The sequence below is a fragment of the Bifidobacterium avesanii genome (assembly GCF_009299475.1).
In the GTDB taxonomy this organism is placed as follows: Bacteria; Actinomycetota; Actinomycetes; order Actinomycetales; family Bifidobacteriaceae; genus Bifidobacterium; species Bifidobacterium avesanii.
Genome location: NZ_WBSN01000016.1, coordinates 20,616 through 44,917, shown reverse-complemented (window position 1 = coordinate 44,917; position 24,302 = coordinate 20,616). Strand labels below are relative to the sequence as shown.

The window sequence follows — 24,302 nt, the reverse complement described above, 5'->3', positions numbered from 1 at the left end:
TACGGCACCCCGCCGGGCGTTCGCCAGACCCGTCTTCCGCGTCGAACCCGCCGGATGGCGAACGTCCGTCGAAAACTACATGCATAAATCCGATTTGTGCGGTGGTTTTTGCGGGTCTGCCCGTCTATCGGCGGCGCAAAACGGCGGAATGGCGGTGGCTGTTTCCCGGCATATTGCGGAAATCGACCGCACAAATCGGAAGTATTATTGCGGCAGGGCCTGAGCGGGGCATAGTTTGCCTTAAAGCAACGTAGTAACCGCGGAATTGGCAAGCGGCGGAAGACTGCGCATCGCAATTCGGGGGATCACGGGCGTGACTGCGGCGGATGGCCTCGCGCTGCACGGCGTTAGGATGGGCGGCATGGGCAATGAACAGCATGCGGCGGACGTCACCGTCGTCATCACGGGATTCAATCAGGGGGACATGCTCGCCGACGCGGTGGAATCCGCCTTGCGCCAGAGCATCGGACCGGCGAGCGTCATCGTGGTGGACGACGGCTCGACGGACGAGGATTCGATTGCCGTGCTGGATGCCTTGGGACGGCGTGGCGACGAGGGCGTGCGCGTCATCCGCCAGCGCAACGCCGGGGTGTCCGCCGCGCGCAATGCGGGCATAGCGACCGCGGACACCACATATATATCTGTATTGGACGGCGACGATCTGCTGCTTCCGGATTTTTTGAACCGCACCTTGGCCGCACTGCGCGCGGCCCCGTCCGTGGTCGCGGCGTCCGGTTGGCTCAAGTGCTTCGGCATTCTGGATTGCGTGGTGCGGCCCAGCGGCGGCACGCTTGCGGATTTCCTGCCGCGCAACTGCTGCCCCTCGGCGTGCACGTTCCGCCGGGAGACCTGGGAGCGCTGCGGCGGCTACGACGAGTCCATGCGCGAGGGCTTCGAGGATTGGGAGTTCTGCCTGAGCCTGCTGGAGACCGGCGGGGAAGGGTCCCGCGTCGAGGTGGTCGGCGAACCGCTGGTCAACTACCGCACGGCCCCGGTGAGCTCGAACGTGAAGAGCATGGAGCGGCGCACACGCCTGCTGGGGCACATCATCGAACGGCATCGCGCCTCCTACGCCGCGCACGTCGAACAGACGGTATTGGCGCTGGATGCGCTGGCCGGCGAGCGGCTGCACCTGTGGGAGGACGCGGTGCAGGTCCATCCCGAGCTGCGACAGCACTCCATGCTCACTCGTGGTTTCCTCGATCACCCCACCTACGGCGACGGCGGCATGGCCGCGGCCGTGCGCATCAACCGCGCCCGCTGCTCCGCGCCGCAATACCCGCCCGAGCCCCGCTGACCGTCCGACGTCCCCATTGCCGGATCCGGACGGGGCGGCACACCTCGCGCGGAACCTGCATGTCCGGAGACGGCGCGCTCCCCAGATGGCGTCCTGACCGTCGGTACCTTGCCGGGCCCACTGCATAACTGCGCATCAGGTGCTTGCTTGCGCTCCGTTCCTTGCCTGTGTCACGTTCCTGCCCAATCTGTGCCCGCAAATTGCAATATTGGGCAGAAGCGGAAGATTAGAGTGTTGGCTGGTGCCCTAATCCTATGTTTCTGCCCAATATTGCAATTTCCCCGCGCAAATTAGGCAGGATCGGCATAGGGGCTTCCGGGAATGCGCGGAGGATCGTGTCTTGGAACGCCCGCGAGCGCCAACTTGGCCTGCACTTTGCCGGGGTTCATTAGCACGTCGCGGTATGACGTGCGCAGAATGGTGACGTTGCCGAGAAGCTGTAGATCGTCCTCGCGCTCCTTCTCCGCCAGTACCGCGCCGACGGAGTCCGAGCCGTTCATCGCCGGGTTCTCGTATTTTTCACGGCCGTCCAGTTCCAATACGATGATGCGTCCGTCATCCAACCGCCACAGAAAATCGACGCGATATGCCCGCCCGCCCATGGGACTGCGGAACCATTGCTGCAGGTCCGGCACGGCGAAGCCCCAGATGATGATCCATGCCCGGACGATCGACTCTCCGCCGTTCTCGCTGCGTCCGTCTGCGTGCGCGACGACGAACCGTGCCCGTTGCGCTCCGGCGCACCCTCTTTGCTGTTGCACGAAGGATTCCAGCTGCCCTTTGGTGAAGTGATGCTCGCGCAGTGCGGCATCGCAGACCGCCAGGGCTTCGGGGAACGGTAGCGTCCTCGCGCAGTCGAACGCGGTCTGCATGAGCCCGGTGACGCGCAATCCGTTGATGACGACGGTTTGCGGATTGGGAATGTAATGGAACTTGAGATAGCGTCGGTCCCGGGAATGGGTGCTTGCCGTGACGGCCAGATGGATTTGGCCGTGCATGGTGTAGGTCCGATTAAGTCCCCAGACGGCCGCGGCGCTGATCGCGCAGAAGATCCACCGTGGGTGTTTGGCGGCCAATGCGCGGAGCATATGAAGAATGCGCTCCGCATATGGCAGTGCGTTCCAGTATTGCGGCCGCGCGTACAGATCGCATCGCACACGAAGCAGCTCCCCGGATTGCACGCGCGGACGGATGATGGCTCGCTCGGCGTCGTTGCCCGCCATCAGACACATGCCCGATCGCTCCGCGTCGCCGATGAGGCGTTCCAGCTTGTCATTGCGCTTCATAAGGGCACGGTACATGGGCATGGGCTGGCGGGGGAAGCCTAATGGGACCATGTGCGCGGACGTGCCCCACCTTTGGGGCTTTCGGGAGTGTCGCGCACCAGGTTATGCACAGGTGCGCGAATGTGCGGCGTTCGGTTTCCTTGGCATTGTGATCTGTTGGGGTTCTCTGGGGTGTGCGACGGCTTGCGATCTCGTGGATGATCTCACCGAATCCGCCCGGGGCATTCATGCGATGCAATGGGGATTGTGACTCCGACCACTGAACGTGATTCGGTAAGTATGACCGGTGAGCGTGCCCGCTGACCGTGCTCATGCGCGTGCATCCGGTGAATGTGCTCGGCGATGTGACCGAGCGGCCGTATTCAGCACTGTTGCCGTCGTACGCCCGTATGCCCCGCACCCGTTCCTGCCCAATCTGTGCCCAGAGATTGCAGGATTGGGCAGAAACCTGAGATTAGGACTCGTATTTGAGCTGTAATCCGCAGTCTTTGCCCAATATTGCAATGTACGCCCGCGGATTGGGCAGGAATGAAGTTATTCGTGACATGCGTCGCGCGAGTGCGACTCGTCCACGGCGCCGTGAAGCCGGCAATCCGGTGGATTGCCGGTAGGCGACGCCGAGCTGCCGAGCCGTGAAGCGTAGCCCTGTGGGCTGCGCATAGGCGAGGTGAGCGGGCCGTTTGGCCGCGAAGGCCGGGTGCAACCCGGCACGGAGGCGAGGCAGGAATACGGCATCCGCGGCGTGGCGCTAACGTGACTCGTCCACGGCGCCGTGAAGCCGGCAATCCGGTGGATTGCCGGTAGGCGACGCCGAGCCGACACCGCGGAGGCGAGGTAAAAAAACGGCATCCGCGGCGTGGCGCTAACGCGACACGCCCGGATTCTTCTAGGGCCATCCCCCGTGCTTTAATAGTCAAGTTGCCTGTTTTGGGCTCGCAAATTGGAATTCAAAAAGCGAGCGTGAGGCGGCCGCGCGTGGCAAGCGTGCGGGCGGGTTCACGCACTGATGTGGTTAAGACCGCCGGGTTCGCCCGCGTGCGTCGAACTGCCGGTGCCCTTGGAACAGGTTGGTAATAGTAACGAATCGCTAGAAAGGGCGGACGGCAATGGCGGGACAGAAAATCCGCATCAGGCTTAAGTCCTATGACCACGAGGTCATCGACCAATCGGCGAAGAAGATCGTCGAAACGGTGACGAACGCGGGCGCAACTGTTGTTGGCCCCGTTCCGCTGCCGACCGAGAAGAACGTTTTCTGTGTTATCCGTTCTCCTCACAAGTACAAGGATTCTCGCGAGCACTTCGAGATGCGCACTCACAAGCGCCTCATCGACATCGTGGACCCCACTCCGAAGGCTGTGGACTCCCTGATGCACATTGATCTGCCCGCGGACGTCAACATCGAGATCAAGCTGTAAGGGAGGAGGGAACCATTATGACTTCGCAGCGTGGCAGCCACAAGGCTATGCTCGGCAAGAAGCTCGGTATGTCTCAGGTTTGGGACGAGAATGGCTTCTTCGTCCCCGTCACCCTGGTGGAGGTTTCCACCAACGTGGTGACCGCCGTCAAGTCCGAGGAGACCGACGGCTACAAGGCCATCCAGATCGGCTACGGCCAGATCGACCCCACCAAGGTGACCAAGCCGCTCGCTGGCCACTTCGCCAAGGCCGGCGTCACCCCGCGTCGCCACCTCGTTGAGGTGCGCACCGCGGACGCCGAGACCTACGAGCCCGGCCAGGAGATCACCGCCGAGGTGTTCGCCGAGGGTTCCGAGGTCGACGTGACCGGCACCACCAAGGGCAAGGGCTTCGCCGGCACCATCAAGCGCTGGGGCTTCAAGTCCTACCGTCGTTCCCACGGTTCTCACAAGAACGAGCGTCGTCCGGGTTCCGTCGGCGCATGCGCCACCCCGAGCCGCATCCTCAAGGGCAAGCGCATGGCCGGCCGCATGGGCCACGTCACCTCGACCGTGCAGAACCTGACCGTCGTCTCCTCTGATGTGGAGAACGGCGTGCTCGCCATCAAGGGCGCCATCCCGGGCCCGAAGGGCAGCATCGTCCTCGTCCGCACCGCAGTGAAGGGAGCCTGATAAATCATGGCTAACATCGCTCTGAACCTTACGGACGCCCAGGGCCAGGCCGCCGGCACCGTCGACGCCCCCGCCGAGATCTTCGGCTTCTCCGCCGAGGAAGTGGAGTCCCGCATTCCGCTGATCCACCAGGTCGTCATCGCCCAGCTCGCCGCTGCCCGTCAGGGCACCCACGCCACCAAGACCCGTGGCATGGTCTCCGGCGGCGGCAAGAAGCCGTGGAAGCAGAAGGGCACCGGTCGTGCCCGCCAGGGCTCCATCCGCGCTCCGCAGTGGTACCACGGCGGCGTCGTCCACGGCCCGCAGCCGCGCGACTACTCCCAGCGCACCCCCAAGAAGATGAAGGCTGCAGCCCTGCGCTACATCCTTTCCGATCGCGCCAACAACGGCCGCGTCCACGTGGTTGACTTCGGTGTCACCGACACCCCGTCCACCAAGGCCGCCGTCGCCGCCCTGGCCGTGACCGAGAACCGTTTCACCACGGTCGTCCTCTCCCGCGAAAACGTGAACGAGTGGCTGTCCGTTCGCAACATCCCCACCGTGCACCCGATTTTCGCCGATCAGCTCAACACGTACGATGTGGTCACCGCCGAGGACGTCGTCTTCTCGAAGGAAGGCTTCGAAGCCTTCGTCGCCGCGAAGACCGCCCAGGCTGAGACCAAGGAGGCCTGATCCCCATGGCAGCTATCCACAACCCCGCGCACGACGTGATCATCAAGCCCGTCGTCTCCGAGAAGAGCTACGCCAACTCTGACCGCGGCCAGTACACCTTCGTGGTGGCCGGCGACGCCAACAAGGTCCAGATCAAGCAGGCTGTCGAGCAGATCTTCAAGGTGAAGGTGACGAACGTCAACACCCTCAACCGCGCTGGCAAGGTCAAGCGCACCCGCTTCGGTTTCGGCCAGCGCGTTTCCCAGAAGCGCGCCATCGTGACCGTGGCCGAGGGCCAGACGATCGACATCTTCGGCAACTGAAGGCTAGCCGAGAAAAGTTAAAGGAAGAACTACATTATGGCTATCCGCGTTTACAAGCCGACGACCGCAGGCCGTCGCAACGCGTCCGTTTCGGATTTCTCCGAGATCACGCGTTCCACGCCTGAGAAGTCGCTGGTTCGCAAGCTCACCAAGACCGGCGGTCGCAACTCTTACGGCCGTATGACCTCCCGCCACCGCGGCGGCGGTCACAAGCGCGCCTACCGTCTCATCGACTTCAAGCGTTGGGACAAGGACGGCGTGCCGGCCAAGGTCGCTCACATCGAGTACGACCCGAACCGCACCGCCCGCATCGCGCTGCTGCACTACGCAGACGGCGAGAAGCGCTACATCATCGCCCCCAAGGGCATCAAGCAGGGCGACGTCATCGAGACCGGCGAGGCCGCTGACATCAAGCCCGGCAACAACCTGCCGCTGAAGAACATCCCCACCGGTACCGTGGTGCACGCCATCGAGCTCCGTCCGCTGGGCGGCGCGAAGATCGCCCGCTCCGCCGGCGCCGCCGTGCAGCTCGTCGCCAAGGACGGCGCCTACGCCCAGCTGCGTATGCCGTCCGGCGAAATCCGTAACGTGGACGCCCGCTGCCGCGCCACCGTCGGTGAGGTCGGCAACGAGGACCACGCCAACATTCAGCTCGGCAAGGCCGGCCGCGCCCGCTGGATCGGCAAGCGTCCGTGGACTCGCGGTGAGTCCATGAACCCGGTCGATCACCCGCACGGTGGTCGTACCCGCGGTGGCAAGCCGCCGGTGTCGCCTTGGGGCAAGGGCGAGGTTCGTACTCGTCGTCCTAAGAAGGCTTCGAACAAGATGATCGTTCGTCGCCGCCCGAATGGTAAGAACCGCAAGTAAGGGAGTAACGAGAAGATGACTCGTAGCATCAAGAAGGGCCCCTTCGTCGACGCCCACTTGCAGAAGAAAGTCGACGAGCAGAACGAGAAGGGCACGAAGAACGTCATCAAGACGTGGTCGCGCCGTTCGATGATCACCCCTGATTTCATCGGACACACCTTCGCCGTTCACGATGGCCGCAAGCACGTCCCGGTGTTCGTCACCGAGGCCATGGTTGGCCACAAGCTCGGAGAGTTCGCCCCGACCAAGACCTTCAAGGGTCATGTGAAGGACGACAAGAAGGCACGCCGCTAAGGAGTAAGGACACATGGAAGCTAAAGCAATCGCTCGTCACGTCCGCGTGACGCCGCGCAAGGCTCGCCGCATGGTCGACCTCATCCGAGGCAAGCAGGCGACCGAAGCCATCACCATTCTCAAGTTCGCTCCCCAGGACGCGTCCCTCCCGGTTCGCAAGGTCCTCGAGAGCGCCATCGCGAACGCCCGTGTGAAGGCCGACAAGGCCAACGAGCCGTTCCGCGAGAACGACCTGGTCATCAAGGAGACCTACGTTGACGAAGGTGTGACCCTCAAGCGCTTCCGCGCTCGTGCCCAGGGCCGCGCCGCTCGCATCAACAAGCGCACCTCCCACATCACCGTCGTCGTCGCTACCAAGGAAGGAGCCCGCTAAAGATGGGTCAGAAGATTAATCCCTTTGGCTACCGTCTGGGCATCACCGAAAACCACCGTTCCAAGTGGTTCTCCGATTCCGCCAAGGTCGGCGAGCGCTACCGTGATTTCGTCCTTGAGGACGACCAGATCCGCAAGGCCATGAGCAAGGATCTCGAGCGCGCGGGCGTGTCCCGCATCGTCATCGAGCGCACCCGCGACCGCGTGCGTGTGGACATCCACACCGCCCGCCCGGGCATCGTCATCGGTCGCCGCGGCGCCGAGGCCGAGCGCGTTCGTGCCAAGCTCGAGAAGATGACCGGCAAGCAGGTTCAGCTCAACATCTTCGAGGTCAAGAACGCCGCGCTGGACGCCCAGCTCGTCGCTCAGGGCATCGCCGAGCAGCTGACCAACCGCGTCACCTTCCGCCGCGCGATGCGCAAGGCTCAGCAGGACGCTATGCGTGCTGGCGCCAAGGGCATCCGCATCAAGCTCTCCGGCCGTCTCGGCGGCGCGGAAATGAGCCGTTCCGAGTTCTACCGCGAGGGTCGTGTTCCGCTGCAGACCCTGCGCGCCCTGATTGATTACGGCTTCTTCGAGGCCAAGACCACCTACGGCCGCATCGGCGTCAAGGTGTGGATCTACAAGGGCGATATGACCGAGCGTGAGTTCGAAGAGCAGCAGGCTCAGCAGAACAACCGCCCCGGCCGTCGTGGCGACCGTGATCGTCGTCCGCGCCGTGGCAACCGTTCCGCCGAGGCCCAGCAGCAGACCGCCGCCGCAGCGCCGGCCGCCGCCGAGGCTCCTGCCGCCACGGAAACGAAGGAGTGAGCTGATGCTTATCCCAAAGAGGACCAAGTACCGTAAGCAGCACCGTCCGGACCGCCATGGCATGACCAAGGGCGGCGCCAACGTCGCCTTCGGCGATTACGGCATCCAGGCGCTGGCTCCGGCCTACATCACCAACCGTCAGATCGAGGCCGCTCGTATCGCCATGACCCGCTACATCAAGCGTGGCGGTCGTGTGTGGATCGACGTCTTCCCGGACCGTCCGCTGACCAAGCACGCCCTGGGCGCCCGAATGGGTTCCGGTAAGGGCGCGCCCGAGTTCTGGGTTGCCAACATCCACCCCGGTCGCGTGCTGTTCGAGATCGGCGGTGTGTCCGAGGACGTCGCTCGCGAGGCCCTGCGCCGCGCCATCGACAAGCTCCCCATGAAGTGCCGTGTGATTGCGCGTGAAGGCGGTGACATCTGATGGCAGTCGGAACCAAGGAATATTCCATCAAGAACCTGACCGAGAAGACCAACGCTGAGATCGAGGACTTCCTCAAGAAGTCCAAGGAGGAGCTCTTCAACCTCCGCTTCCAGCTTGCCACCGGTCAGCTCGACAACACCTCCCGTCTGAAGGCTGTCAAGCGCGACATCGCACGCATGTACACCGTGCTTCGCGAGCGCGAGCTGGGCATCGTCCCGACGCCGGCCGAGGAATCCACCGAGACTAAGGCTGAGGAGAAGTAAGCATGGCTGAGGAAAAGCAGGAGCGCAATTCCCGCAAGGTTCGTCGTGGTTACGTCGTGTCCGACAAGATGGACAAGACGATCACCGTCGAGCTCGAGCACCGCACGACCCACCCGCTGTACGGCAAGGTCGTCCGTACCACCAGCAAGGTCAAGGCCCATGATGAGCAAAACGCCGCACACGTTGGCGATTTAGTGAGTATTATGGAGACTCGGCCTTTGAGCAAGACCAAGCGCTGGCGTCTCGAATCCATCATCGAGCGCGCCAAGTAAACAAGTTCGGCCAGGCTCCGCGTACACCGAGCGGAGCGGAGGCGCGAAACCCCGGGCAACCGGGGGATTGCGCCCTCGCTCCGCTCCGGTGTGCGGGGAGGACCAGCACGGCTAAGGAGAATCAATGATTCAGCAGGAAACGCGGCTTCATGTCGCCGACAACACGGGTGCCAAGGAACTCCTTGCCATCCGCGTGCTCGGTGGTTCGAAGCGACGCTATGCCGGCCTCGGCGACGTGATCGTCGCCTCCGTCAAGGACGCGATCCCTGGCGGGTCGGTCAAGAAGGGTGACGTGGTCAAGGCCGTCGTCGTCCGCACCGTCAAGGAGCACCGTCGCGTGGACGGCTCCTACATCAAGTTCGATGAGAACGCCGCCGTCATTCTCGGCTCCGGCCGCGAACCGAAGGGCACGCGTATCTTTGGACCGATCGCTCGTGAGCTGCGCGACAAGCGCTTCATGCGCATCGTGTCCCTCGCCCCGGAGGTGATCTGATTATGGTAGCCAAGATCAAGAGCGGCGACCAGGTGAAGGTCATCCGCGGCAAGGATCGCGGTAAGGAGGGCAAGGTCCTCCGCGTGCTCAAGGACGATCGTCTGATCGTCGAGGGCGTGCAGATCGTCAAGAAGCACGTTCGCGCCACCCAGCAGGGCCAGCAGGCCGGCATCGTCTCCACCGAGGCGCCGATCCATCGCTCCAACGTGATGCTGGTCGACCCGGAGACCGGCAAGCCCACCCGCGTCGGCGTGATCGTCAAGGAAGAGGCCCGTGACGGCAAGGTGAAGACCGTGCGCGTCCGCGTGGCCAAGAAGTCAGGCAAGGAGCTGGCATGAGCGAAACTACCACCGCAGTTGAAGCGCCTGCAGTCCCGCGCTTGAAGCAGCAGTACAAGGACGTCATCATCCCCGAGCTCGAGAAGGAGTTCCACTACTCCAACCCGATGCAGGTGGCGCGTCTCCAGAAGGTCGTCGTCTCCATGGGCGTCGGTGCCGCGGCTCGCGACTCCAAGCTCATCGAGGGCGCCGTCAAGGACCTCGCCCTGATCACCGGCCAGAAGCCGAAGATCACCAAGGCCAAGAAGTCCGTCGCGCAGTTCCACCTGCGTGAGGGCCAGGCCATCGGCGCGTACGTCACCCTGCGTGGCGACCGCATGTGGGAGTTCCTCGATCGTCTCCTGACGCTGGCCCTGCCGCGCATCCGCGACTTCCGCGGCATCAACGGCAACCAGTTCGACGGCCAGGGCAACTACAACTTTGGTCTCACCGAGCAGTCCATGTTCCACGAGATCGATCCGGATTCGATCGATCACCAGCGCGGCATGGACATCACCGTGGTGACCAGCACCAAGGACGACAAGGAAGCCCGCGTGCTCCTCAAGCACCTCGGCTTCCCCTTCAAGGAGAACTGATATGGCAAAAACCGCTCTTAAGCAGAAGGCGGCCGCCAAGCCGAAGTTCAAGGTGCGCGCCTACACGCGTTGCCAGGTGTGCGGTCGTCCCCATTCCGTGTACCGCAAGTTCGGCCTGTGCCGCATCTGCCTTCGCGAGAAGGCCCACCGCGGCGAGCTGCCCGGCGTGACGAAGTCCAGTTGGTAAACATCGACGTTGAAGGTCCGCGGCCTTAGCCGATCCCGGCGGGCGGCGGAAACCACGACGAGAAAGGGCATAAGCCCACAATGACAATGACAGATCCGATCGCAGACATGCTCACGCGTCTGCGTAACGCGAGCGCGGCTAAGCACACGACCGTTGACATGCCGTACTCCAAGTTCAAGGCCAACATCGCGCAGATCCTCAAGCGCGAAGGCTACATCGCCGACTTCACCGCCAAAGAGGCGAAGGTCGGCCAGACCCTTGAGGTCACCCTCAAGTACGGTCCGAACGGCGAGCGCTCCATCCAGGGCATCAAGCGCATCTCCAAGCCGGGCCTGCGTCGCTACGCGAAGTCCGATTCCCTGCCCATGCCTTTGGGCGGCCTCGGCATCGCCATCATCTCGACTAGCTCGGGACTGCTGACCCAGAAGGAATGCCTGGACAAGGGCATTGGCGGCGAGATCGTCGCCTACGTGTGGTGAGAAAGGAGAGCTGAATCATGGCATCGCATATTGGTAAGCTCCCCGTCGCCATTCCCGCCGGCGTTGAAGTGACGATCGATGGTCAGAACTTCTCCGCCAAGGGCGCGAAGGGCTCCGACTCCTACGTGATCCCCGAGGGCATCACCGCCGCCGTCGAAGGCAACGAGATCATCCTGACCGCGGCCGACGACCTGCGTCCGACCCGTGCCAAGCACGGTCTGGCCCGCTCGATCGTCGCCTCCATGGTCAAGGGCGTGCACGACGGCTTCGAGAAGCACCTGCTCATCGTCGGCACCGGTTACCGCGCCGCGATGAAGGGCAAGGGCATCGAGTTCTCCCTGGGCTACTCCCACACCATCACGGTCGAGGCCCCCGAAGGCATCACCTTCGAGCTGCCGAACCCGAACGAGGTCGTGGTGAAGGGCACCGACAAGCAGCAGGTCGGCCAGGTTGCGGCCAACATCCGCAAGCTGCGTGCTCCGGAACCGTACAAGGGCAAGGGCATCAAGTACGCCGACGAGCACATCCTGCGCAAGGCTGGAAAGGCTGGTAAGTAATATGACCGTCCAGATTTTCGGTAAGGGCAAGTATGTCGCGCGTCTGCGTCGTCACGCACGCATTCGCAAGAAGGTCGTGGGCACCCCCGAGCGCCCGCGTCTGGTCGTCTCCCGCTCCACCCGCCACATGGTCGCGCAGATCATCGACGACACCAAGGGCATGACCCTGGTGTCCGAGTCCACCCTGCACAACGACTTCAAGGGCTTCGAAGGCACCAAGACCGAGGCCGCCAAGCAGGTCGGCGTGCTCATCGCGAAGAAGGCCCTCGAGGCCGGCATCACCAAGGTGGTGTTCGACCGCGGTGGCAACAAGTACACCGGTCGCGTCGCGGCTGTGGCCGATGGCGCCCGTGAGGGAGGTCTGGCACTGTGAGCGACAACGAGAAGGAAACTCAAGTGGCTGAAGAAACCCAGAACACTGCGGCTGCCGAAGAGACCAAGAACAACGGCGAGGACCGTCGCGGCCGTCGTGGCCAGCGCGGCGAAGGCCGTCGTGGCGAGCGCCGCAACCGTCGCGAAGAGAACAAGGGCGATGAGCTCCTTGATCGCGTCGTGACCATCAACCGCGTGTCCAAGACCCACAAGGGTGGCCGTACGTTCAGCTTCGCCGCCCTCGTGGTGGTCGGCGACGGCAACGGCACCGTGGGTGTCGGCTACGGCAAGTCCCGTGAGGTCCCGGCGGCCATCGCCAAGGGCCAGCTGGACGCCAAGAAGCACATGTTCTCCGTCCCGCGCGTTCGCGGCACCGTCACCCACCCGGTGATCGGCCACGACGCGGCCGGCACAGTCCTGCTGCGTCCCGCCGCCCCCGGTACCGGCGTTATCGCCGGTGGCCCGGTCCGCGCCGTCATGGAGTGCGCCGGCATCACCGACATCCTGACGAAGTCCATGGGCTCCGCCACCGCCGTGAACATGGTTCGCGCCACCGTGGACGCCCTCAAGCAGCTCGAGGAGCCGGAGGAGATCGCCGCCCGTCGTGGCCTTTCCCTTGAGGAAGTCGCCCCGGACGCCCTGCTCCGCGCTCGCGCCGCCGGCATCGCCGAGGCCCGCAAGGCTCGTGAAGAGGCTCAGGCCAAGGCCGCCGCTGAAGCAAAGGATGGTGAGTGAGCATGGCTAACATCAACATCACCCTGCACCACGGTCTGGTGAACTCCACCCCGAAGCAGCGCGCCGCTGCCCAGACCCTGGGCCTCAACAAGATCGGTAAGACCGTGACCCGCGAGGACACCAAGGCCGTGCGCGGTCAGGTGGCCGTCCTGCGTCACCTGGTCACTGTCGAGGAGGTCGACTGATCATGGCAAACGAAGAAGAGCGCACCATCATTCAGATGCACCACCTCCAGCCGGCTGCCGGCGCCAACAAGGCGCGCACCCGCGTTGGCCGTGGTGAGGGCTCCAAGGGTAAGACCTCGGGCCGTGGCACCAAGGGCACTTCCGCCCGTTACCAGGTCCGTCCGGGCTTCGAGGGCGGTCAGCTCCCGCTGTACATGCGCCTGCCGAAGCTCCGCGGCTTCAAGAACCCGTTCAAGACCACCTTCGAGGTCGTGAACATCGCCAAACTGGTCGAGTTCTTCCCGGCCGGCGGCGAGGTCTCCGTGGCGGATCTGGTCGCCAGGGGCCTGGTTCGCAAGAACGCCCCGGTCAAGATCCTCGGCAACGGCGACGTGACCGTGGCCTACACGCTCAAGGGCGTGAAGGTCTCCGCGTCCGCCAAGGCCAAGATCGAGGCCGCCGGCGGCTCCGTCGAGGAGTGAGCCCAAAGCTGAGCGAACGCTGAGTTCGTATTGACCCTTTCCCGCGTCATTGCGACGCGGGGGAGGGTCTTTTTGTTGCACGGCGGTGTTGCATGCCGGTGTTGCATGCCGTGCAGTCGGTGTTGCATGTTGAGCGCATCTGTGAGCCCGGCGTTCGCATCATCCGGCCCGCTGCGCGTCAAATGTGCGCAAAACCGACCCGTCCGGTGGGATTTGGGACCGGAAGAGAGTACACTGGCTGACAGTCTGTGTTTTTATCTAGGAGGATCATTCAGGTGAGGACGTTAATCCAGGCCTTTAAAACGAAGGAACTGAGGAAGAAGATCCTCTTTGTCTTCTTTATCATCATCATCTACCGCATCGGCTCGTTCATCCCGACCCCGGGCGTCGACTACAAGGTCGTGCAGCAGTGCGTGGCCAGCTCCAGCAGCGAGGACTTCGTCGGACTGGTCAACCTGTTCTCCGGCGGCGCATTGCTCCAGCTGTCCATCTTCGCGCTGGGCGTCATGCCGTACATCACCGCGTCCATCGTGGTGCAGCTGCTGCGTGTGGTGATCCCGCGCTTCGAGGCCCTGCACAAGGAGGGCCAGTCCGGCGAGGCGAAGCTCACGCAGTACACCCGTTACCTCACCATCGGCCTGGCGCTGCTGCAGTCCACCACCATCCTCGTCACCGCCCGCTCCGGCGCGCTGTTCAACTACTCCTGCTCCCAGGTCATTCCGGACGGCTCCGTGTGGAACCTCGTCGTCATGGTGCTCATCATGACCGGCGGCACCGGCCTGATCATGTGGATGGCCGAGCTCATCACCGACAAGGGCATCGGCCAGGGCATGTCCATCCTCATCTTCATGTCCATCTGCTCCGGCTTCCTGCCGCAGCTGTGGACCATCGGCTGGGGCACCAACGGCACCGACGGCAACTGGCTCAAGTTCGGCATCGTCGTGGGCGTCCTGCTCGTCATCTTCGTGTTCGTGGACTTCGTCGAGCTGTGCCAGCGCCGCATCCCGGTGCAGTACACCCGCCGCATGATCGGCCGCAAGATGTACGGCGGCTCCTCCACCTACCTGCCGCTCAAGATCAACATGTCCGGCGTCATCCCGCCCATCTTCGCGTCCTCCATCCTCGCCATCCCGACGCTGCTCGCGCAGTTCGGCAACTCCGAGCAGAGCTGGGTCGTGTGGATCGAGAACAACCTCGCGTCCACCACCTCCGTGTGGTACATCGGCCTGTACGCCCTCATGATCGTGTTCTTCTGCTTCTTCTACACCTCGATCACGTTCAACCCGGACGAGACCGCGGACAACATGAAGCAGTACGGCGGCTTCATCCCCGGCATCCGCGCCGGCCGCGCCACCAGCGCCTACCTGAGCTACGTGATGAACCGACTCAACACCGTCGGCGCCGTCTACCTGCTGTTCGTGGCGCTCATCCCGACCGTGCTCATCATGGCCCTGCAGATCAACTCGCAGCTGCCCTTCGGCGGCACCACGATCCTGATCATCGCGGGCGTCGGCCTCGACACCCTGCGTCAGGCCAAGGCCCAGACCGAGCAGTTCCAGTACGCCGGCTTCCTCTTCGAGGACAACGCCAAGGCGTCCGAGAAGTAAGATCATGAAGTAGACAATCGGGAAGTCCCGCCGCATCCAAGCGACGGGATTTCCCGTTTCAGCCGGCGGCAATTCCATCCGGCGGCAATTCCATCCGGCAAGATTTCAACCAGCAACCACAGAACAGAAAGAGAGACGATTATGCGTCTGCTGATCATGGGCCCGCAGGGCGTCGGCAAGGGCACCCAGGCCGCCCTGCTCGCCGAGCACTACAACATCCCCGCCATCTCCACCGGCGACATCTTCCGCTACAACATCAAGAACAAGACCCCGCTCGGCCTTGAGGCGCTCAAGTACACCGACAAGGGCGAGCTGGTCCCCGACGAGCTGACCAACAAGATCGTCAAGGACCGCCTGGCCCAGGACGACGCCAAGAACGGCTGGATCCTCGACGGCTATCCGCGCAACGCCGCGCAGGTCGAGGCGCTCGACGCGATCCTCGCTGAGCTGGGCACCCCGCTCGACAAGGTCGTCGCGCTGGACGCCGACCACGACGTGCTCATGGAGCGCATCGCCAAGCGCGCAAAGATCGAGGGCCGCTCCGACGACACCCCGGAGGCCATCGCCAAGCGCCTCGAGACCTACGCCAAGGAGACCGCCCCGCTGCTGGGCATCTACCGCGACCGCGGCCAGCTCGTCGAGGTCGACGGCGTGGGCGAGATCAAGGAGATCTCCGCGAATATCATCGCCAAGCTCGACGCCTGAGTTCGGGCCTGATCGTTCGGTCGTCACGATTTTGGGGCTCCCCGCCGGGGGAGCCCTTTGTCGTATTCGGACCGGCGGGCCTGACGGCGTTGGACGCGGCGCGGGACTCGCCGTGTCGCAAGGTAAGTCAAGAAGCGGAATGCATCTTTGACAAGCCATGACCCCTTGCGTATGCTGAAGGTAATCCATTACCTGCCTACTGTCGAAGAGGAGAGTCATGGCAGCAAAACGAGTCACCATGGCGGAGGTCGCCAAGGAAGCCGGCGTCTCCATCAAAACCGTCTCCAACGCCATCAACGGCGTGGGCAACGTGCTGCCCAAAACCCAGAAGAAGGTCGACGCCGCCGTCGCCAAGCTCGGCTACCGCATCGACACCGCGGCCCGCTACCTCAAGACGCGCAAGCACCAGAACATCGGGCTCGCCATCGGCGGCTTCGACAGCCCGTTCTACACGCAGCTGCTCGAAGGCGTGATCGAGGAGTCCACGGCCAAAGGCTACACGGTGACCATCAGCACCTACAACCAGCTCGAGGGCGGCGTGGAGGAGCTCATCCGCGAGGCGCCGTACTCCAACGCGGACGGGTGGATCGTGTACGCGAGCCATCCGCTGGCCGACGAGGGCAAGGTGCTCGAAGGCGAGTATCCGATCGTGCAGTGCGGCAACTACACCGCGTTCGGCAAGGCCGACCTCATCACGCTGGACAACCGCGGCTCGTTCCGCGAGACCACGCAGCTGCTCCTCGACCGCGGCTGCACGCGCATCGCCGCCCTGTGCGCCCCGGAGGGCATCACGCGCGACACCTATCACCGCAAGGACGCCGTGCGCGGCGCCGCCGTGATCGACCGACTCGAAGGCTACATCGACGCCCTGCGCGACAACGGCGTGGACGTGGACTGGTCGCTCATCCCGGACGGCCGGCGCTGGACCATGGCGGGCGGCGCCTCGGCCGTGGACGACTTGCTCGGCGGCGCGGGGGACGGAGGTGCGGGCGGCTCGGGCGACGGTGCTCGGCCCGATGCGATCCTGTGTTACAACGACTCGGCGGCGCTCGGTGCGCTGTACGAGCTCCAGCTGCGCGGCGTGTCCGTTCCCGGCGACGTGCAGGTGATCGGCTTCGACAACATCGCCGAAAGCCAGTACTCGTCCCCGTCGCTCACCACCGTGGACCCCATGTGGAAGGACTACGCGCGGATGTGCGTCACACGCCTCATCGCGCGCATCAACGGCGACGACTCGCCCTACGCCACCATCGCCCTGCACCCGCGGCTCGTGGAGCGCGATTCCACCAAGCGGTAGCGCGCGTGATGGCTGGCCGACGGAATGCGGGCGGCGAGCGGCGCAGCGTGTGTGGCGCGAGTGCGCGGCGCGTGACTGGGGCGGCATGGCATGCTTGGATGTGACGTGCCCGGCGCGAGTGCGCGGTGTCGCTGACCGGGACATGCGAGAACACGATGCGTGTGGCTGTGCGCCATAAGTTGCGGGCTCAAAACGACGAAATCGGCTTTTCCAAGCGTCAAACCCCCACCAAAAGGCCGTTCTCCGTCGGTTCGGGCCCGTATTTCATATGCGATCACCACTTTGCGGGCTCAAAACGACGAAATCCGCGATTCTAAGCGCGAATGCGACGCCTGGGCGTCGGTTTGGGCCCGTAACTCATGCTTGGGCGGCGCTTTAAGCGCAAGCTGGGCGGCTTCTCAGCATTACGGTCGCGCTTGGAATTCCCGATTCCGCTGCGCCGAGCCCGCTTTTTCACGTCTTCACATCCGAAGGGCGGCATGAGGCTGCCCGTTCGTGCATGGCGCAGGCACCTGGGGGCGGTGAAGTGCGGCGCCGGCAACGCCGTCCTGTGTGGGGACCCGTCGGGCGCGGCGCATCATGCGTCGCGAACATGTCTGCGCGTGGCGGCGTAAGTTGCGCAATGCGTGATGCGCCGCGAATCGCGGCCTGTGAACATGCCCATGGCCTTTATTACAACGATGTAATACACTGGTGGGCAGGGATTCCGTTCAACGAAGACGCACAAACCACACGAAGGTGCATACGCATGAGCAACACATTGGAACTTGATCCGCTGTTCCGCGACGGTGCGGTATTGCAACGCAACCGGGCCGTCGCCGTCTGGGGGATCGCGCGCCCGTCGGCCCGCATAGCGGCCACCCTCACGCGTGCGGGCGCATGCGGCGGTGCCGGCACCAGTAACGGGGATTGCGCGTCCTCCTACGCCGACGCGTCCGGCAGTTGGCGCGTCACGCTGCCCGCGCACCCGGCCGGCGGGCCGTACGAGCTGCGCGTCGAATCCGACGGGGAGTCCGTCGAGACGCACGACCTCCTGTTCGGCGACGTCTGGCTGCTCGGCGGCCAATCGAACATGTGGCTGTGGATGGACCGCGTGGCCGCGCGCTACCCCGGCGAGCTCGACCGGGCGAGGGACGGGTCGATTCGTTTCTTCCTCGTGCCGCAGGAGGCGGACTTCACCGGTCCGCGCACGCGCACGGCCGGCGGGACGTGGCTGGTGGAGGGCCGCGACGACGTGTCCGGCGTTTCGGCGGCGGGATTCTTCTTCGCCAAGCATCTGCGCGAGGACGCCGGCGTGGACGTGCCGCTCGGATTCGTGCAGGCGGCGATCGGCGGCACGCCCATCGAACCGTGGATCGCCGAGCCGTGGCTCAGGCGCCTTGACTTGATCCCCGACGATTTCGACCGTTGGCGCGAACCCGGATACGCCGGGCGGCTGGAATCGGAGGCCGACGACCGGTTCGGGCAATTCGTGCGCGACGCCGATTCCGCGGACCTTGGACTTGCGGAGCATTGGGAGGATCCGCGCTACGACCCGTCCGCCTCCGCCGGATGGAAGAGCGCGGACCTTGCCAAGGCGGACTGCATGCACGAGGCGGACCTTGGCAAGCCGGGCGTGTTCTGGTTCCGCAAGACCGTCGAGCTGCCGGACGCCGTGGTGGGCAAGCCCGCGAGCATGCGCTTCGGCACGCTGGTCGACGCCGACGACTGCTATGTGAACGGCGAACCCGTCGGCTCGACCGGTTACCGTTACCCGCCGCGCAACTACGCCATCGCCGCGCTGCCGAAGCGCATGACCATCGCGTTCCGCCTGCGCGTGAACAACGGCGTGGACGGCGGCTTCACGCCGGGCAAGTGGCACATGATCGTCATCGACCCGACCGTGCCCACCGACGGCTCCGGCAACCCCCTGCCGCGGGCGGACGGCAGCATCGCGCGGGTGTGGCCCGAAAACGGGCGGGGCGCCGCCCCGAAAGCCCCCATCGACGTGATCGACGTGGGCGCGCTCGGCCCGTGGCGCTGGCGGCGCTCGGCGTCCTTCGCGCCCGCGCCGGCCAAGGTGTTCCCCACACGCATGCCCGCCGGCTGCTACAACGCCATGATCGCGCCGCTCAGGGGCCTCGCGCTCACCGGCGTGCTGTGGTACCAAGGCGAAACCAGCGCGTCGCGCGGCCCGGCCGGGTATGCGGCCAAGATGATGGCGCTCATCCAATGCTGGCGTGCACTGTTCGGCCGTCCCGACCTGCCGTTCATCTACGCGCAGCTGCCGAACCTGACCATCCAGGCTCACGGGTACGCCCGTCTGCGCGACGAACAGCGCAGGGCGCTGGCGCTGGACGGCACCGCCATGATCGTCACGCTCGATGCCGGCGAGGACAACGACCTGCACCCGATCGACAAGGAAACCATCGGCAGGCGGTTCGCCGTCGCGGCCGACGCGCTGGTCTACGGGGGCGGCGTCGAATCCATGGGGCCGTTGGTCTCCCGCGCCGAAGTGCGGCGCGGCGCCGGGGAGATCGTGGTGCGGTTCACGCACTGCGGCGGCGGGCTGCGCACGGCGGGCGGCCCGGGCGCCGGCGTGATTCCGTTCGAGCTGATCGACCCGGCGGGGGAGAGCCCGGCGCTCGCGGTCAGGGGAAGCGTGTCGTCGCCGCACACGGTGACCATTCCGCTGCCGTGGGGCGTGGAGCCGGGTGAGGACGCCATGCTGCGCTACGCGTGGGGAGAGTCGCCGGAACCGGTGCTGCGCAACGCCGACGGACTGCTCGCCAGCCCCTTCGAGGTGCCGCTCGGCTGAGAGTCCGGGGCTTGGTTCGCGGATTGGGCGGGCGCCGATTCCACGGACGGGGGCTCTGTTTGCTGTGCCGGCCGTTTCGGCATGGACGGCCGGCCGCGATGATCGGGTTGGACCGCGCCTGAAAGGCGAGTCCATAATTGCAGGGGCCGAAGGCGAGCCGATGAGCCGGCCGTCCACCGGGCTGCGGGCCGCGTCAGCCTGAATGGCCCGCGCTGGTCTGAGCGGCCTGCACTGGCCTTCATACTTCTCAACTTACGGGCCCAAAACGATGAAATCGGCTCTTCCAAGCGTCAAGCCCCCGCTGGAAGGCCGGTTTTCGTCGGTTCGGGCCCGTAACTCATGCGTGGGCGGTATTTTGCGGGCACAAAATGACGCGGACTGCAGCGGGGACTGCGCCGGTGGCATGCGTGGGCGTCACTTTGCGGGCTCAAAACGACGAAATCCGCGATTCCAAGTATCAAACCGACGCTCTGGCGTCCCATTCGCGCTTAGAATTGCGGATTTCGTCGTATTGGGCCCGTATTTCATCCCCGGACGGCATTGCGCGTTTTCAGTTCGCGGGATGACGTGGGATGACATGGAATGACGCGGAATGACGTGGAATGACGCGGGATGACCGGCATGTGATTATGCGAACCGGAGGCGCGCGGGGAATGGAATACAACGAAAGTAATAAATCTCCGTTTGACAATCTGAGAAACATCAGTATATAGTTCAGGTAAACGGTTACCTCACGAGGTGTGAGCCGATATGAGGACGACGTGGTCGCGGGCGCGTGGAAGGGTCCGCGCGCCGCAACAGGCCACGGCAATCCACAGCCAAGGCAACGACCAAGGAATCGGAGTGACGATGACAGCCCTGTATTTCCACCACGGATGGAAGTTCCAGCTCGCGGACGCGTTCCCCATGCGCGAGGCGGTCGAGCGGTGGAGGGACGCCGAAGGGCGCGCGTTCACCGACCCGGCGTACGACGACGGCGCATGGGAGCGCGTCGCCCTGCCGCACACGTTCAACGATGCGGACATCTTCCGCGACCGCATCCTGGACGGCGGCAGTCGCCAGAAGCGCTGCGCCGCGTTCTACCGCAACTGGCTCACCGTGCCCGCCGAACACCGCGGCGAGAAGGTCATCCTCGAATTCGAGGGCATCCGTCAGACCTGCTACCTGTACGTCAGCGGCACGCTCGCCGGCTACGTGGAGAACGGCGTGGCGCCCTTCGGCATCGACGTGACCGACCTCGTCGACCCGGACGCGCCGAACCTCATCGCCATCGCCACCGACAACACCAGCTCGCGCAACCTGCCGTTCTACGGCGCGGAAACCCCGAACGAACCCGGCGTGGAGCCGGGAAGCTACGTGGCGCGCGGCGACGGCGACGTGCCGGCCGGCCACCCCGAGGGCGTCCCGTTCTTCTGGAACACCAACGACTTCAACCCCACGCTCGGCGGCATCACCCGCCCGATGAAGGTGCACTTCAAACCGAGGACGTACCTCACGCTTCCGCTGTACTCGAACCTGAAAACCAAGGGCACCTACGTGTACGGCGCCGACTTCGACCTCGCGGACCACGCCGCGCCCAAAGCCAACGTGCACGTGGAGTCCGAGGTGCGCAACGAGACCGACCACGTCGTGCGGGCGAGCCTGCACGTCTCGGTGCGCACGCTGGACGGCGTGGAGGCGGCCGCCTTCTCGTCCGAGCCGGTGACGGTCCAGCCGTCCGGGCGCGTGGTGCAGCCGCTCTCCATCACGCCCGCCGACGCCTACGAGTGGGACGACGGCAAAGGGCGGTACGTCGCCGTGGAGGACGAGGACGCCGTCGCGCCCACCGAGACCGCATCCCTCGACGTGACCGTGCTCAAGGCCGCCACCGCGGCGCCCGTCCCGCTGCGCCTGTGGAGCCTCGCGGACCCGTACCTGTACCGCGTGACCGTCACGCTCGTGGTGGACGGCGAGCCGGTCGACGAGACGACCGTGGAGACCGGCTTCCGGGCGATCGGCTACGACAACGCCAAGGGCGTCACCATCAACGGCGTGCCCGTCTGGCTGCGCGGCTACGCCCAGCGCGCCACCAACGAATGGTCCGCCACGGGCATCGCCACCGAATGGATGAAGGACGAGGACGCCAAGCTCATCCGCGCGTCGAACGCCAACCACGTGCGCTGGATGCACGTGGCCGCGTCCCCCGCGGACATCGCCGCCTACGACCGCCACGGCGTGGTGTGCACGCAGTCCGCCGGCGACAAGGAGAAGGAGACCTTCGGACGCCAGTGGGACCAGCGCGTGGAGCTCATGCGCGACGTGATCATCGCGTTCCGCAACAACCCGAGCATCGTGTTCTGGGAGGCCGGCAACAACTCGCTGCACGCCAACCACATGCACGAGATGCTCGCGCTCAAGCGTCTGCTCGACCCGCACGGCGGCCGCTTCATGGGCTGCCGCACGCTCAACACCGAGGACACGGTGGCCGAATCCGAATACGTGGGCACCATGCTCAACCGCCACGCCGCCCGCTTCATCGCCGAGCACGGGCCGATCACCGAAACCGAGTACGCGCGCGAGGAGGCGCCGGGCCGCGTCTGGGACGACTACACCGGCCCGGACTACGACTACCGCAACAAGTGGATCGGCGTGGGCGGGCGCAAGGGCCCGGGCGTGGATTTCTACGATCTGACCGCGGAGGGGCTGGCGCTCGCCGATGCGCGGGGGTACGCCGAATTCTTCAACGACCGCCTGTCCGGCGCCTCCGGGCGCGATCTGTACTCGGCCGCGGCGGCCCTGTGCTGGACGGACTCCGCGCAGCACGGCCGCCAGTCCTACTCGGAGAACGCGCGCATGTCCGGCCGCGTGCGCCCCGACCGCATCGCCAAGCAGAACTTCGACGTGTTCCGCGTGATGCAGTCCGAGGCGCCGGCCGTGAAGATCCTGGGCCATTGGAACTACGAGCCCGCGAACACCGCCAAAACCGGCCCGGTCTACCGCTACGAGAGGAAGCGCTTCAACGGCCGGTTCTGGGAGGGCACCGGCGAATTCGACTACCGCGACCCCACGCGCAAGACCGTCTACGCGATCGCGAGCTACCCGGTGGCCCGCGTGGAGCTGCTCGTCAACGGCGAGCGGGCGGGGGAGTGCACCGAGCCGCAGGACACGTTCGTCTTCGCCTTCCCGAACGTGGACGTGACCCGCTCCGGCACGGTGGAGGCCGTGGCCTACGGATACGACGGCAACGAGGTGGCCCGCGACCGCATCGAGACCGTGGGCGAGCCGGCCAAGCTCGTGCTCGCCGCTCATGCGGGGCCGGGCGGTTGGCGCGCGGATGGCGAGGATCTGGCCTACGTGGACGTGAGCGTGGTGGACGCGCGGGGGCGCGTGTGTCCGCTGGCGTCCGACCGCATCGACTTCTCGGTGGAGGGCCCGGCCTCGTTCCTGGGCGGCTACAACGAGGGACGGTTCGACGACCGCGTGGACGGCAGGCCGGACGACAGCGTGATCCACACGGACCATGTGTTCGCCGACTGCGGGCTCAACCGCGTGTTCCTGCGCGCCACGGAAACGCCCGGCGTGGTGCGGCTCACGGCCCGCGCCGAGGGATTGCCCCCGGCCGTGGCGGAACTGCGTGCCGAGCGTGCGGAGGTGAATACCCTGAGCGAGACGCCCGCGGCCCGCGAATACGCGGCGTATGCGCCGGAAGCCCCGTGGTCCGCGCGCGAGTTTCCGCCGATCCCCGCCGCGGACAAGGCCAAGTACGTGCCGCCGAGCGAGGACTTCTGCAAGATCCTCATCGATGGGCAGGAGCCGGACTCCCGCATGGTGCCCACCGTCAACAAAAACGGCGCCGTGTGGGGCAACGTGATGGTGGTGCTCGAACGCATGGCCATGCAGTGCGGCGACCGGTTCTCCTATTCGTGGGATCCTGCGGCCAGGACGCTCACGCTGCGCTCCGGCGGCCATGTGGTGCAGGCGGAGGTCGGGCGCACGCACCTTCTGGTGGATGGGCGCGAGAACCTCATGGACGGCGAGCCGTACCTGTCCCCGCGCGGCGACGTGGTCATGGAGGTGGCCGCGCTGGTGAGCTGGGTCAAGGACGTGACCGTGCAGTACGACGACCGCGTGCACGTGCTGCGCGTGGAGACCGGGGCGCTCGACGGCGGCGACGCCTTTACCCCGGCGGCCGCATCCGTGCCCGCCCCGTCGGCCTCGGCGCCGGGCGGTCTGCCGCCGATGGTCGCCGTGCCGCGGTAGGGGCGGCGATGGGGCGGCGATGGGGGCGATCTGGATGGGCGGGCCTTTCCGGCGAAGCCGATGCGACGGGCGACGGCCCGCGACCGTGGCGGCGAATGCAATGGCCACGGCCGCGGGCCGCCGCGTCGTTGCGGGCGTGTTGCCCAAGCGTGCGCAAGAACGGATAGCTTTTTGCCGTCAACGCACAACAACGACCCATGCCGAACGGGCATCGCGCGGAATCGGCGCGGCGATGCCGATATCGATGTTGATGTAAAAAATTTACAAACGTTGTAATAGTATAAAAACCCAGTATTTGCAACAAAAATAGATATCCGACGCGCAAATCCT

General features: G+C 65.2%; 28 protein-coding genes. 27 read left to right on the top strand and 1 reads right to left on the bottom strand.

The features are described from left to right. The first annotated feature begins 361 nt into the window (after window positions 1-361). A complete protein-coding gene (locus DSM100685_RS08345; protein ID WP_152350886.1) occupies window positions 362-1,297 on the top strand; it encodes a glycosyltransferase family 2 protein in 936 nt (311 codons plus the stop codon). Window positions 1,298-1,587: 290 nt separating this feature from the next. On the opposite strand, the gene DSM100685_RS08340 is transcribed toward DSM100685_RS08345, so the two are convergent. After that, entirely contained in the window at window positions 1,588-2,583 is a 996-nt protein-coding gene (locus DSM100685_RS08340) for a hypothetical protein (protein WP_152350885.1), read from the bottom strand. A 1,106-nt stretch (window positions 2,584-3,689) separates the two neighbouring features. On the opposite strand from DSM100685_RS08340, the gene rpsJ reads away from it, so the two are divergent. The 26 genes from rpsJ (at window position 3,690) to DSM100685_RS08210 (ending at window position 23,972) form a co-directional block, all read left to right on the top strand. After that, window positions 3,690-3,998 carry a 30S ribosomal protein S10 gene (gene rpsJ / locus DSM100685_RS08335; protein WP_003827292.1) on the top strand — a complete coding sequence of 103 codons (309 nt, stop codon included), beginning with the start codon at window positions 3,690-3,692 and terminating at the stop codon, window positions 3,996-3,998. A 17-nt stretch (window positions 3,999-4,015) separates the two neighbouring features. Further along, window positions 4,016-4,669, top strand: a complete 654-nt coding sequence (gene rplC / locus DSM100685_RS08330; protein ID WP_152350884.1) for a 50S ribosomal protein L3 — start codon at window positions 4,016-4,018, stop codon at window positions 4,667-4,669. Between the two features lie 6 nt (window positions 4,670-4,675). Beyond that, window positions 4,676-5,341, top strand: coding sequence for a 50S ribosomal protein L4 (rplD, locus tag DSM100685_RS08325; RefSeq protein ID WP_152350883.1), 666 nt, complete (start codon window positions 4,676-4,678; stop codon window positions 5,339-5,341). Between the two features lie 5 nt (window positions 5,342-5,346). Next, on the top strand, window positions 5,347-5,643 hold the full coding sequence (gene rplW / locus DSM100685_RS08320) for a 50S ribosomal protein L23 (protein WP_152350882.1): 297 nt from the start codon (window positions 5,347-5,349) through the stop codon (window positions 5,641-5,643). A gap of 36 nt (window positions 5,644-5,679) precedes the next feature. Beyond that, the gene (gene rplB / locus DSM100685_RS08315) at window positions 5,680-6,510 is read left to right on the top strand and encodes a 50S ribosomal protein L2 (protein WP_152350881.1); all 831 of its coding nucleotides are present in this window, start codon (window positions 5,680-5,682) and stop codon (window positions 6,508-6,510) included. A 15-nt stretch (window positions 6,511-6,525) separates the two neighbouring features. Further along, entirely contained in the window at window positions 6,526-6,804 is a 279-nt protein-coding gene (gene rpsS / locus DSM100685_RS08310) for a 30S ribosomal protein S19 (RefSeq protein ID WP_003814508.1), read from the top strand. Window positions 6,805-6,817: 13 nt separating this feature from the next. Continuing rightward, the gene (gene rplV / locus DSM100685_RS08305; protein WP_152350880.1) at window positions 6,818-7,177 is read left to right on the top strand and encodes a 50S ribosomal protein L22; all 360 of its coding nucleotides are present in this window, start codon (window positions 6,818-6,820) and stop codon (window positions 7,175-7,177) included. 2 nt (window positions 7,178-7,179) lie between these two features. Beyond that, window positions 7,180-7,986 carry a 30S ribosomal protein S3 gene (rpsC, locus tag DSM100685_RS08300; protein WP_152350879.1) on the top strand — a complete coding sequence of 269 codons (807 nt, stop codon included), beginning with the start codon at window positions 7,180-7,182 and terminating at the stop codon, window positions 7,984-7,986. Window positions 7,987-7,990: 4 nt separating this feature from the next. Further along, window positions 7,991-8,410 (top strand): 50S ribosomal protein L16, encoded by a 420-nt coding sequence (rplP, locus tag DSM100685_RS08295; protein WP_152350878.1) that lies wholly within the window; start codon window positions 7,991-7,993, stop codon window positions 8,408-8,410. Further along, window positions 8,410-8,673: a 50S ribosomal protein L29 gene (gene rpmC / locus DSM100685_RS08290; protein WP_150353360.1), complete on the top strand. Its 264-nt coding sequence runs from the start codon at window positions 8,410-8,412 to the stop codon at window positions 8,671-8,673. Before rplP ends, rpmC begins: the two co-directional genes overlap by 1 nt. Before the next feature lie 2 nt (window positions 8,674-8,675). Then, on the top strand, window positions 8,676-8,945 hold the full coding sequence (gene rpsQ, locus DSM100685_RS08285; RefSeq protein ID WP_152350877.1) for a 30S ribosomal protein S17: 270 nt from the start codon (window positions 8,676-8,678) through the stop codon (window positions 8,943-8,945). 124 nt (window positions 8,946-9,069) lie between these two features. After that, the gene (gene rplN / locus DSM100685_RS08280; protein ID WP_003814521.1) at window positions 9,070-9,438 is read left to right on the top strand and encodes a 50S ribosomal protein L14; all 369 of its coding nucleotides are present in this window, start codon (window positions 9,070-9,072) and stop codon (window positions 9,436-9,438) included. A 2-nt stretch (window positions 9,439-9,440) separates the two neighbouring features. Then, window positions 9,441-9,776: a 50S ribosomal protein L24 gene (gene rplX, locus DSM100685_RS08275; protein ID WP_152350876.1), complete on the top strand. Its 336-nt coding sequence runs from the start codon at window positions 9,441-9,443 to the stop codon at window positions 9,774-9,776. Further along, window positions 9,773-10,351, top strand: a complete 579-nt coding sequence (gene rplE / locus DSM100685_RS08270) for a 50S ribosomal protein L5 (RefSeq protein WP_152350875.1) — start codon at window positions 9,773-9,775, stop codon at window positions 10,349-10,351. Before rplX ends, rplE begins: the two co-directional genes overlap by 4 nt. 1 nt (window position 10,352) lies before the next feature. After that, a complete protein-coding gene (locus DSM100685_RS08265; RefSeq protein ID WP_152350874.1) occupies window positions 10,353-10,538 on the top strand; it encodes a type Z 30S ribosomal protein S14 in 186 nt (61 codons plus the stop codon). 80 nt (window positions 10,539-10,618) lie between these two features. Further along, window positions 10,619-11,017 carry a 30S ribosomal protein S8 gene (gene rpsH / locus DSM100685_RS08260; protein WP_152350873.1) on the top strand — a complete coding sequence of 133 codons (399 nt, stop codon included), beginning with the start codon at window positions 10,619-10,621 and terminating at the stop codon, window positions 11,015-11,017. A 17-nt stretch (window positions 11,018-11,034) separates the two neighbouring features. Further along, window positions 11,035-11,574, top strand: coding sequence for a 50S ribosomal protein L6 (gene rplF / locus DSM100685_RS08255; RefSeq protein WP_152350872.1), 540 nt, complete (start codon window positions 11,035-11,037; stop codon window positions 11,572-11,574). Between the two features lies 1 nt (window position 11,575). Beyond that, window positions 11,576-11,947, top strand: a complete 372-nt coding sequence (gene rplR, locus DSM100685_RS08250) for a 50S ribosomal protein L18 (protein WP_152350871.1) — start codon at window positions 11,576-11,578, stop codon at window positions 11,945-11,947. Continuing rightward, on the top strand, window positions 11,944-12,681 hold the full coding sequence (gene rpsE / locus DSM100685_RS08245) for a 30S ribosomal protein S5 (protein ID WP_152350870.1): 738 nt from the start codon (window positions 11,944-11,946) through the stop codon (window positions 12,679-12,681). Before rplR ends, rpsE begins: the two co-directional genes overlap by 4 nt. Window positions 12,682-12,683: 2 nt before the next feature. Beyond that, on the top strand, window positions 12,684-12,866 hold the full coding sequence (rpmD, locus tag DSM100685_RS08240) for a 50S ribosomal protein L30 (RefSeq protein ID WP_152350869.1): 183 nt from the start codon (window positions 12,684-12,686) through the stop codon (window positions 12,864-12,866). Between the two features lie 2 nt (window positions 12,867-12,868). Beyond that, window positions 12,869-13,327, top strand: a complete 459-nt coding sequence (rplO, locus tag DSM100685_RS08235; protein ID WP_152350868.1) for a 50S ribosomal protein L15 — start codon at window positions 12,869-12,871, stop codon at window positions 13,325-13,327. Window positions 13,328-13,602: 275 nt separating this feature from the next. Next, window positions 13,603-14,934, top strand: coding sequence for a preprotein translocase subunit SecY (gene secY / locus DSM100685_RS08230; protein WP_152350867.1), 1,332 nt, complete (start codon window positions 13,603-13,605; stop codon window positions 14,932-14,934). A gap of 141 nt (window positions 14,935-15,075) precedes the next feature. Continuing rightward, the gene (locus DSM100685_RS08225) at window positions 15,076-15,639 is read left to right on the top strand and encodes an adenylate kinase (protein WP_152350866.1); all 564 of its coding nucleotides are present in this window, start codon (window positions 15,076-15,078) and stop codon (window positions 15,637-15,639) included. A 217-nt stretch (window positions 15,640-15,856) separates the two neighbouring features. Then, window positions 15,857-16,936 carry a LacI family DNA-binding transcriptional regulator gene (locus tag DSM100685_RS08220; protein WP_152350865.1) on the top strand — a complete coding sequence of 360 codons (1,080 nt, stop codon included), beginning with the start codon at window positions 15,857-15,859 and terminating at the stop codon, window positions 16,934-16,936. 748 nt (window positions 16,937-17,684) lie between these two features. Further along, window positions 17,685-19,733 carry a sialate O-acetylesterase gene (locus DSM100685_RS08215; RefSeq protein ID WP_163201079.1) on the top strand — a complete coding sequence of 683 codons (2,049 nt, stop codon included), beginning with the start codon at window positions 17,685-17,687 and terminating at the stop codon, window positions 19,731-19,733. Window positions 19,734-20,582: 849 nt separating this feature from the next. Then, a complete protein-coding gene (locus DSM100685_RS08210) occupies window positions 20,583-23,972 on the top strand; it encodes a glycoside hydrolase family 2 TIM barrel-domain containing protein (protein WP_163201081.1) in 3,390 nt (1,129 codons plus the stop codon). The last annotated feature ends 330 nt before the right edge of the window (window positions 23,973-24,302 follow it).